8 protein-coding genes and 2 pseudogenes are annotated in these 9,608 nt (G+C 59.3%); 5 read left to right on the forward strand and 5 right to left on the reverse strand.

The window, feature by feature from the left end; genetic code table 11:
* Positions 1-191 (reverse strand): porin (locus tag AC5ZGW_RS44020; RefSeq protein WP_496114118.1); only part of this gene is annotated, 191 nt, incomplete at its 3' end.
* Between the two features lie 583 nt (positions 192-774).
* Positions 775-2,967, reverse strand: a complete 2,193-nt coding sequence (locus tag AC5ZGW_RS44025) for an ATP-binding protein (protein WP_130230625.1) — start codon at positions 2,965-2,967, stop codon at positions 775-777.
* A gap of 133 nt (positions 2,968-3,100) precedes the next feature.
* On the opposite strand from AC5ZGW_RS44025, the gene AC5ZGW_RS44030 reads away from it, so the two are divergent.
* The 3 genes and pseudogenes from AC5ZGW_RS44030 to AC5ZGW_RS44040 all read left to right on the forward strand — a co-directional run bounded on the left by AC5ZGW_RS44030 (position 3,101) and on the right by AC5ZGW_RS44040 (position 4,536).
* On the forward strand, positions 3,101-3,292 hold the full coding sequence (locus tag AC5ZGW_RS44030; RefSeq protein WP_130230623.1) for a hypothetical protein: 192 nt from the start codon (positions 3,101-3,103) through the stop codon (positions 3,290-3,292).
* A 410-nt stretch (positions 3,293-3,702) separates the two neighbouring features.
* A pseudogene (locus AC5ZGW_RS44035) lies at positions 3,703-4,268 on the forward strand (ATP-dependent DNA ligase); the annotation flags it as partial.
* Between the two features lie 19 nt (positions 4,269-4,287).
* The gene (locus AC5ZGW_RS44040) at positions 4,288-4,536 is read left to right on the forward strand and encodes a hypothetical protein (protein ID WP_130230621.1); all 249 of its coding nucleotides are present in this window, start codon (positions 4,288-4,290) and stop codon (positions 4,534-4,536) included.
* A 351-nt stretch (positions 4,537-4,887) separates the two neighbouring features.
* Here AC5ZGW_RS44040 and AC5ZGW_RS44045 read toward each other — a convergent pair whose 3' ends face one another.
* On the reverse strand, positions 4,888-6,060 hold the full coding sequence (locus AC5ZGW_RS44045; protein ID WP_349645135.1) for an adenylate cyclase: 1,173 nt from the start codon (positions 6,058-6,060) through the stop codon (positions 4,888-4,890).
* Positions 5,996-6,664, reverse strand: coding sequence for an adenylate/guanylate cyclase domain-containing protein (locus tag AC5ZGW_RS44050; protein ID WP_349645134.1), 669 nt, complete (start codon positions 6,662-6,664; stop codon positions 5,996-5,998). Before AC5ZGW_RS44050 ends, AC5ZGW_RS44045 begins: the two co-directional genes overlap by 65 nt.
* 324 nt (positions 6,665-6,988) lie before the next feature.
* On the opposite strand from AC5ZGW_RS44050, the gene AC5ZGW_RS44055 reads away from it, so the two are divergent.
* Together AC5ZGW_RS44055 and AC5ZGW_RS44060 are read left to right on the forward strand one after the other, a co-directional pair.
* Entirely contained in the window at positions 6,989-7,768 is a 780-nt protein-coding gene (locus tag AC5ZGW_RS44055; protein WP_130230619.1) for a hypothetical protein, read from the forward strand.
* Between the two features lie 387 nt (positions 7,769-8,155).
* Positions 8,156-8,350 (forward strand): annotated as a pseudogene (locus tag AC5ZGW_RS44060) (DUF2130 domain-containing protein); the annotation flags it as partial.
* A 683-nt stretch (positions 8,351-9,033) separates the two neighbouring features.
* Here AC5ZGW_RS44060 and AC5ZGW_RS44065 read toward each other — a convergent pair.
* On the reverse strand, positions 9,034-9,608 hold a 575-nt coding region (locus tag AC5ZGW_RS44065), incomplete at its 5' end, for a glycoside hydrolase family 15 protein (protein ID WP_496114119.1).

Genomic DNA, 9,608 nt, shown 5'->3' on the forward strand with positions numbered 1-9,608 from the left:
ACCCGGAGGTAGCCGCCGATCTTCATGCAGGTGTCGGTACCGGGGATGAAGAAGAAGCCGGGACCGTAAGCCGAGCAGATCTTCACATATTCGATCGGCTTCGCTTTGACAGGAAGGTCAGCGCCCGCGGCTCCGCTGGTTGCGAGCAAAAGGCTCGCCGCCGGACCCAGAAGGATTCGAGTTGTCGCCATTACCGGCCTCCGCCTGAGACCTGTACGTCCACTCGGAAATCGAATGCCCCACAATTTTTAGCGCAGGAGACATGTCGCACAATGCGCGGCGACGTGACACTGCCGAGTTTCATTTCGCACTGTGACTTTTTCGCAACGCATGCGAGTGCCATTCCGGAGCGCATGCCGGAGAGATCAGCCCTGGAAGCTGGATCAGCGCTGTAGCTACGCTCGCGGCGAAGGTGGTTCGATCCGCTGTTCGATGAGAATGGTCGTCGAGGATTTCCGCGTGCGCCGGGGCACCCACGCTTATGCTTGGGAAATTATCGCTCACGTTAATGTCGGGTATTGGCCCAAATGCGAACTGGGTTACTTCATCGGGCGATGTCCGAGTTCGAGGGAGTAGCGATCAGCATTGCTCGCCCTCAGTTCTTCTCAGCTTGACCCACCAAGGCTCGTCGACTGCTGCTCCCCGCTGTTTGGAGGTTTTTAAACCGGGACCTACGTCAAATGTGAAGGAAGTACAGGTTAGATTCATTGGTGTGTCAGGTAAACCTAGTTAATGGCGCCATGCGCGCCAAGAAAGCAACGGCAGGAGATCATCTCAACCTTCGTGCAGGATTGACCGCAAGCGCGCCGCCAAATCTGACATGCGGAACGGTTTGTCGATAATCGGAAATTCCCCCACCGCATGATGTCGCTCCAGCACGTCTCCCGCGTAGCCCGAGGCAAGCAGGACCTTGATGCGCTTGTTCAATCGCCTCGCTTCGCGAGCTACCTCGATGCCGTTGATCCCGTTTGGCATCACGATGTCACTTAACACCAGATCAAATTCCTCGCTCTGGAGCATGCGAAGGGCTTCAGTGCCGCTCCGAGCGCAACGAACCTGATAGCCCGACCTGGTCAGCATCGCCGACGTGAGGTCCAGAAGATCGTCGTTGTCCTCGACAACCAGGATTCGCTCTGAGCCGGCCGGAAACGCTTGGGATTGGACCTCTTCCATTTCGATCTCAGTCTTTTGCGTGGATTTCGGCAAGTAGAGAGCGACGGTGGTCCCCTTTCCCAATGCGCTTTCAACGGCAATGTGCCCCCCGGACTGACGGACGAAGCCGTAGACCATGCTAAGCCCGAGCCCGGTGCCTTTGCCAACCTCCTTCGTTGTGAAGAAGGGCTCAAACACCCGGTCCACCACCTCGGGAGGCATTCCCGAACCAGTGTCTCTAACCGACAGCCTGACATACGACCCGGGCGCGCACCCCGCCACGGCTCCTTCGTTCACGACGATGTTCCTCATCTCAATGTCGAGCACGCCGCCATTTGGCATGGCGTCGCGCGCGTTCAGGGCCAGATTGAGGAGAGCGGTCTCCAGTCGCGCCGGGTCGACATGGCACAGCCACAACCCTTCAGTGGTCCACACCTTGACCCGGCATGCTTCGCCGACAGCTTTGCGAATGAGTCCCTGGAACTCGGAAACAAGCTGGTTTGCGTTGACCGGTTTTGGATTCAGTACCTGCCGTCGCGAGAAGGCGAGAAGTTGCGCTGTCAGCCTTGCTCCCCGATCGACCGCACGCCGTGCAGCCGCGGCGAACCGCCGAGCTTTGCCGATATCGTCGCCAGCCTCGATGAGTTCAAGATTCGCGGAGACCACCGTGAGCAGGTTGTTGAAGTCGTGCGCGACGCCACCGGTGAGCTGGCCGACGCTCTCCATCTTCTGGCTCTGATGGAACTGCTCCCTCGCTTCGGACAATTCGTGCTCACGGCGTTTCAGCGCATCGGCCATGGCGTTGAACGCCCTGGCGACCCGTGCGATTTCCGAGTTGCCCGGGATGTCCACGCGCCGGCCGAATTCGCCGAGCCGCCATCGGTTCGCAGCATCAACCAATTGCGCAAACGGGCGCTGGATGAACCGCTGGGCGCCCCACGCCGTCAGGATCAAGACAAGCAGGGCGCTGAAAATGATGAACAACACGTCGCGTCGCGTGCGATGTTCGATCTTGGTGAAAGTCTGGGCCTTGCCGAGGCCGAAGCCGACAAGAAGATCTTGCCCCACAGCGGCGAAGCCGACAATTCTTCGCACGCCGTCAATGTTAACCATGTCCGCTACGGTCCCGCTGTCGAGCATCGGGTCTTCACCAACGGGCAACTTCTTGCCGACAAACACGTCATTGTCAGGATAGCGAGCGAGAACGATGCCGTTGCGGTCCGTGATGGCGAGCGCAGCTCCCGGGGGAACGCCCTTTTTCGCGATGTAGTCGGCGAGCCAGTCGAGGCTGAGGGCCGCTATAACGACGCCGCCCATGCGGTCCTCGTCGTCGTAGAATGGCAGCGCGAACTGAACGACATTGCGACCGGTCGTTCGGCCGATTGCGAACTCTCCGACTGTGAATTTGCCGGTTCTCACGACGCTGGCGAAGTAGGCACGTCCAGCTGCGGTAGCCGGCTTATGCTCTCTGGCTGAGTCGCAGAAGGCGTCGCCACGCATGTCGACCACGATAAAGACGATGAACTCCGGGTATCGTTGCTTGATCCTGGAAAGGTAAGCGTCGCATCCCTGGACGTCCTTCGCCTTGATCGCCGGAAGCTCCGAAAGCGCTATCAGAGCCTGACGAACGCCCTGGACGATCTGTTGCTGCTCGGCGGCGGCGAGCTTGGCGAGCCCGAGGACTTCGTCCTGTACTTCAACTTGGCGCGTGCGACGCAGGTCGATTTCGTTGTACGCCTGTATCGCGATTGCCGGCAGCATGGCCGCAGCTACCAGCGCGAACAGGCGTGATAACAGGCTGCCCTTTACTAGCATTTCCCACTCACAATCAGCCGCACGAGACCGACCGCGCCAGTCCACCGACAAGCGCCATTGTGTGAAGCGTTCTCCGAACTGCAATCGGGACGCCAAGCGGTGGCGCTCCGAGGCTTGATAAAGGCGGCGTCGAATGTGGGCGATGTCGAACCTGGAAACACTGGTCTTCGTCGCATTGCTGCCGAATTTCGCCGATCAATTGCCGGATCTCGTTGCCGACAAAAGCCGTGATGCCGCGCTTGGACGCTTCGTAAGCGCGTCCAGCTCTTCGGATGTCATGAAGGCCATTGGCGTGGCTGCGCATTGTTGTATTCGAGGTCGCTGATAGCGTTCGTGACCTTGCCGGAAATTACCGCTTTTGAGGAGCCGTTCGGCAAGTTCGCGGTTTCGCCATCTGCAAGGCGGTGTCGTCGTGAAGCGCCATCAGTACAGTCACCATCAAACGCCGCGCCTGCTTGTCGTTTTCCAACGACTCGGTGACCAAGCTGATCACTCGGAACGCGTGGTCCGCGGCGAGCATACACGGCTTCTTCTCATACTGTCTTGGTGAAAGCATGGTTATTCGCCTTTCGTTTCTTTTTCGTGGGTCGGGTTGCTTGTCTTTCCCGACTTGTGCGCTGCACCGCCGCTGCACCAGTTTGCGGTCGCGGAATCGTGTTCGCGGCCGAGACAGTGTAGGGAGCCGATCCATGCAATGCGGTTCACATCCACGTCTCCACGATCTTCTCGTCGTCCATCGCCGTCGATCTGCTCTATCTCAACAGCCGGGATCTGCGAAAGCAGCCGCTGATCGAGCGCAAGGGCACCTGAAGAAGATCATCGGCGATACAGACATCCAGTTCAGTGAGAGCTTCGGGGTCGATGGCAAGAAGATGTACGCCCACGCCGCAAGGTCAGGCTCGAAGGCGTCGTCTCGAAAGTGCGCGACAGCGCCTACACCTCTGGCCGGGGCACAACTGGGTGAAGAAAACCTGCGTGCAGCGGGAGATGCTGGTGATCGCAGGCTTCGCGCTCGACGGCAACAAATGGGACGGCATCTATGTCGGCCGCCGAAAGGGCGAGGACCTGATCTATGCGGGTAAAGTCGATCACGGTTCGACAACGCATCCGCTACCGATCTGCAGAAGCGCCTGACGACGCTGATCCGGAAAGCGCAACCATACACTAAGCGCATCGCGCACAAGGGCATCTGGGTCGAGCGCGAGCTTATGGCCGAGATCGAATACCGGGCGAAGTCCGCGCAAGGAGACATCCACGACGAACCCGGCGATCCGTTCGTCTGCGGAATCGTCAGCAGCCTGCATTGCAGGATCGCCTGCGGTGCGCAATCGCCCCGATGCTCAACGGCAGCTTCTGCTCCATCGCCTGCTACACAAGCGCCGCTTCGCCAGTTTCGACCGCGAGCAGGTCGACCATCACCTCGGCTTCCTGCTGCTGGCGCGCTTCATACGCCAGTGCGTCGTCGCTCTCGCTATCTATCTCTGCATCAAATTCCGGCAACCCGCCGCACTGATCAGTTCGTCGCGGAGAGCCGGCGTGGAGATAGCACCCATGGCCGACCGTCATTGACTGGTGTCGTGCTACCAGTCTTTTGCTATCAAACTGAACCGGCGGCACTACAGGGCTGTTTCAGTCCGTCGGCAAACGATTGCGATTGTAGTCGAGCGGCCAAAGTTGTGGCGGTCGGAAAGAAGACCGGTCTAGGCTGGCCCGACCGGACCTCTGGTGAGGTCTGTTATTGCGCCGCTATCAGGGCGCAGCGCACAGCGACCTCACCCGCATCGTGATCTGCGGTGCCGGTTATAAGTACCTCCCTCGACTAGGACGTGCTACTCATAAAGGCGTAGATGTCTGGTTCTGACGTCCAAGCGGAGTCTTCCGATCAGTCGGAGCATTGCCGCTCGTGATCCAACTTCGCCATCACTCCTCCGGTACCCCAGCCAAGCGCATGCCCTCGTAGATGCGCTCGCGTTGGGTGAGGTAGGTCGGGTTATCTGTGTAAGCGCCGTCCCGGTAGCGACGGATAGTGAAACTCGGAACAAGCGTCAGTCCAGCCTTTGCGGCGGCTCTCGCATGATCCAGCGAGCCCAGCAGCGCTAGTGCAGCACCGAGTAAGAAATGCACGAGGGGATAAGTTCGGTTGGCTTCGATGCTGCGGCAGAACCAGCCGAGCGCTTCCGAATCGGCCGAAATCTGCAGCTTGGATGCACCGATTATTGCGAACCAGCGATGGGCAAAGATATCGCGCGGAGAAAGGCGAAATGCCTCGTTCACATGTGCCTCAGTCTCCGCCCCCTGGCCGGTGCAATACTTCGCTAGACCGATTAGCGCATGGGCCCACGCCAAATTGCGATCCAGCGCCAACGCTCGCTTGCTCTCGGCGACGCCTTGGTTGACACGGTTAGTCGCAACGTGCACGTGTCCCAGGGCCACGTGGGCCCACGCATGGTTCGGAGCGAGAGACAGCGCCTCTTTCAGCGTTGCCTCGGCAGCCGCGAGCCGCGCGGTCCGATCGCCACTCATCCAGGTTGAGCCGACGACCATGTCAACCGTCGCCATCCAGACCATCGCCTCGATGTTCTTGGGGTCGAGGGCTAGCGCCCGCTCAAAAATGCTACGCGCCTGTTCTATGTGGTCGGGGTTTAGTCCCTTGTTGAACCACGCAGCACCTTGAAAATACAGGTCCAAGGAATTGGGATGCGGCGAACGTTCCGCCCGACGCGCCTCAGCCTCAATGAGCTGTGCATTTAGTGTGTTAGCGAGCCGCGCCACAATTTCGTCTTGCATATCGAGCAGATCGGCGATCGGCTTATCGAACCGCTCAGCCCATAGGGTTTCGGCGTCGACCAACTGCACGTTTACGCGAAGCCGATCGCCTCCTCGCTGTACTGACCCTTCTAGGACGTAACTAACGTTTAACTCGCGACCGACCTGCTTCAGATCGACCGACTTGCCTTTATAGGGAAAGGCGGTGTGGCGGCCGATCACGAACGAGCCATTGATGCGCGACAAGTCCGTGGTAAGGGTCTCAGTGACGCCATCGACGAAGTAGTCCTGCTTGGTGTCTCCGCTGAGATTGGCGAATGGCAGCACAACGATGGAGAGATTCGGCGGTGAACGCTGGCCCTGCGTGGCTCGACTTGCGCAGCCGGCTATGTCCGTCCAGGACCGCGGCATAGGCTCGAACCGGAAGGGCAATGTTTTTGAACTTTTGCTCGCCCATATCGACGAACTCGACACCGACCTTGCCGCGGGTCTGCACGTAGGCAAAAGACGAGATACAGATGCCGCCAGGCTCTGCGATGCTCACAAGCCGTGCCGCGACATTTACGCAGTCACCAAAAACGTCATGCGGCTCGACAATCGCGTCGCCGACATTGATGCCGACACGGAAAGCAATACGCATGTCTTCCGCATCGGCAATTGTAAGTTCTTTGATGCGAGTCTGGAATTGCACAGCAGCTCGAACCGCTTGGACCGCGCTCGGAAATACTGCCAAGAATCCGTCGCCGGTGTTCTTCACAATGCGACCCCCGTGTCCGGATATCGCGGGCGTGACAGCATCGGCGAGTAGCACTGTCAGTTTGACATACGTTGCCTCCTCATCGTGGTGCATGAGCCGCGAGTAGCCGGCGACGTCGGCGGCCAATATCGCCGACAGACTACGCTTGACCCGGATGAGTCGGTCTTCCACCATGGCGCGCAACTCCGACCTACAGAATACTATGACGGATCGCGCGGCGCTACCAGTCGCGCTTTATCACACCCTGGCTCACGTCGGCTGTTGGCCCCAGACCTCTGGTGACATCTGCTATTGTGCCCTATCAGTGGCGCAGCGGACCTCACGCGCATCGTGATCTGCGGCGCCAGGCCTGTGAGTACACGCTCTCGTAACGTCATCGATCTGCAGCCAGCCGGTCCGTTGAACCGGAGGTTCATCAGACTCAGCGGAAATGATCGTTAGTGCAAAGTCCTATCGCGCCGCCAGCCCGCTGCAATCATCGCCTCACCGATCGCGCGCTTGACGAAGGCGTCGGCCTCTTCCTCAGTCATCTACTCCAATTCTCCGTCTGGGCCGATTCGAGAGCCAGCAGGGTTTTCGCCCTCAGGCCACGTCGGCGGAATCATCTTCTTCGTCAATGGCTCGAACGACGCGCTATCAACAGTTCTCAGAAATGTTCTCGGCGATCAAGTTACCGAACGAGATAGCCATAAGACCTTAGGCGAATATCGCGCGGAGCTCATCGCTACAGAACTCGCATCGGCCAAAGCGCGCGAAGCAGCCCTTCGGGTCGAGATCGCGCGACTGAAACTCGAATCGGCGAGTGCAGCCGACACGCAGGTTCAGATCGAGGGACTCAGACTCGCAGTCGACCTGGAACGCGAGGCCCGGCAACAGGCTGATTTGGCGGCGGCTGACGCACAGGAACTCCTCGACGCAGCGCGTCAGGACCGGCCACCGCCTCGGGTCGGCAAGATCCGGGAGGAGATCGAAGTTGTTCTGGCCGCACTTATTCCAAAGGTGCGATTGATGCGGGACAGCCTGGACGTGGTGGCGGCTGGATTCTCCGTCGGGCTCTATCGTGGCCCTGCGAAGTTACGCACCGCAATTGGGCGCCTGCCTCCACCGTGGAAGAAGCTCAAAGGTCTTGAGCAATGGTGGGAACGACATATGAGCGACGGACAAGACGACGCAGGCAGGATCTATGTGCGCTTCTCAACCACTGACCGCATCTGGGATGTATTGATCTCGCACAAGAGCGAGCAATCGCGCGACATCACTTGGCTAGCGCGCCAGTAGATCTTTGGCCGGTGGCCAGTTGGTTTTATGAAACCATGAGCAGCGTTTTGTAGGCAACAACAGTTACATTATCGTCGGGGACGGATTGGACATAGAAACTCAGGCAAGCGGGAGCTCGAGCGCGTCCCGTGAGATCGATGGCAAAGGTCACACCATTCCCGGTCTGCTCGCGAACCGCAAATATTCAACGGACTATTATCAACGGGAATATGTTGCGCATCCCCGATTCGCAAGACCAGCAGCGTTGACTGCTCCGCCAAGGTCTTCTGGAAGTCACCAAGGCGCGCGCACCTCACAAGCTGCTCAGCAGTCCAAAGCTGAACACGTCTATCAGTATCTGACCGGTGCGCGGTTTAAGCAGCGGATTGAAGCCATCTTGAGCAGTTTAAAGACATGCGCGACGATATCGACAAAGAGCGCAAGTTCATGATGAAGGCTTGGGCCAAGCGAGAGGTCCAAGTCAACATGATGGTCGTATCGACTGCGGGATTGGTAGGCGATCTTCACGGCATCATGGGACTGGCCATGCCCGAGATTGGGACCATCGACGAGCCACCGATGCTAGAGGGAAAGGCCGCCTAGGCGGCCTTCGCCCGCTGTTTGCCAAGGCGCGCCAGCGCGCTCGGCAGAACTGATAAGCTTTCTGCGAAAACCTCATCAGTCGGCCGACTGACTCCATTTGCGACCAAAGCTGATCAATCCGCGATGGCTGAGCCGTTGTGCATCACAGCCAGAGTTTGGTCCTAATGTCCGAGTTGGGCCGATGCTGTCGAGAACGTCTTTTTGCATCACTGGACGCAAACTTTCCGAGCCGTAGGTGCGGCGATACTATAATTGTGTCGGGGGAAGCATCATAAAGCGATGAACTCGCCAGTGACCTCTCCAACTGGCCTCAGGGCATATGGACGAACAATCCTCGCGCGTTTGGTCTTTCGGCAGAAAATTAGCCGTAAGGCAGTTTGGGACTTTTTCGACAGCATCGGTCGATCGCGTCGGTTTGGCCCCGGGGCGGTGATTTCTGGTCAACCCCAGACGTCTTCAGCGCCGACCGGAGGGTCTCAAACGGGCCAACAACGGAAGTCCCTAGGTAAGCGACCTGCGCGCTCATGGTCCGTCCCTAACTCAAGGTCCCACGCCGAGCCGGCGGTCCAGGTTGAATGCGGCGCTTATCAGCCCGATGTGAGTGAATGCCTGCGGGAAGTTGCCCAGTGCTTCGCCACACGGACCCGTCTCCTCCGCGTACGGACCGAGGTGGTTGGCGTAGGTCAGCATCTTCTCGAAGATGAAGCGGGCCTCCTCGGCGCGGCCCCCCGGGCCAGCGCTTCCACCAGCCAGAACGTACACATATTGAACGTCCCCTCGCTCCCGGTCAGACCGTCGCCGGCTGCTCTGCCGATCTCGTAGCGGTGCACCAGGCTGTCGGAGACCAGCTCCGCCATGGTCCGATCCAGCGTCCCGCGCATGCGGGGGTCGGTCGGCGACAGGAAGAAGACGAGCGGCATGATCAGGTTGGATGCATCCACCGCGTTGGTGCCGAAGTGCTGCACGAAGGTCTGTCGTTCGGTGTCCCAGCCGCGCGTCATGATGGCCTCGTAGATGCGGTCGCGCTCCGCGGCCAGGTGGGTGCGGTCCAGCGGCAGGCTCCGCTTCTGCGCAAGGCGGATCGCCCGGTCCAGCGCCACCCAGTCCAGCATCTTGCGCAGGTGGCACCAGGAGTCATAGGCGATCGGCGTCCCATTGTGTGTACCGAAAACCTCATCCGAGTTGATGACGTAATGGAATCGCCTAAGCTGGCGGAATGATCGGGCTGCTCTGTTTCGTACTGGCCGTCTTGGCTTCG

The organism is Bradyrhizobium sp. Crot121 (genome assembly GCF_059512385.1).

Excerpts from the sequence above, each read along its gene's own strand:
- AC5ZGW_RS44025 (WP_130230625.1), bottom strand. The coding sequence starts at position 2,967 with ATGCTAGTAAAGGGCAGCCTGTTATCACGCCTGTTCGCGCTGGTAGCT.
- AC5ZGW_RS44030 (WP_130230623.1), top strand. The coding sequence starts at position 3,101 with ATGTGGGCGATGTCGAACCTGGAAACACTGGTCTTCGTCGCATTGCTG.
- AC5ZGW_RS44050 (WP_349645134.1), bottom strand. The coding sequence starts at position 6,664 with ATGGTGGAAGACCGACTCATCCGGGTCAAGCGTAGTCTGTCGGCGATA.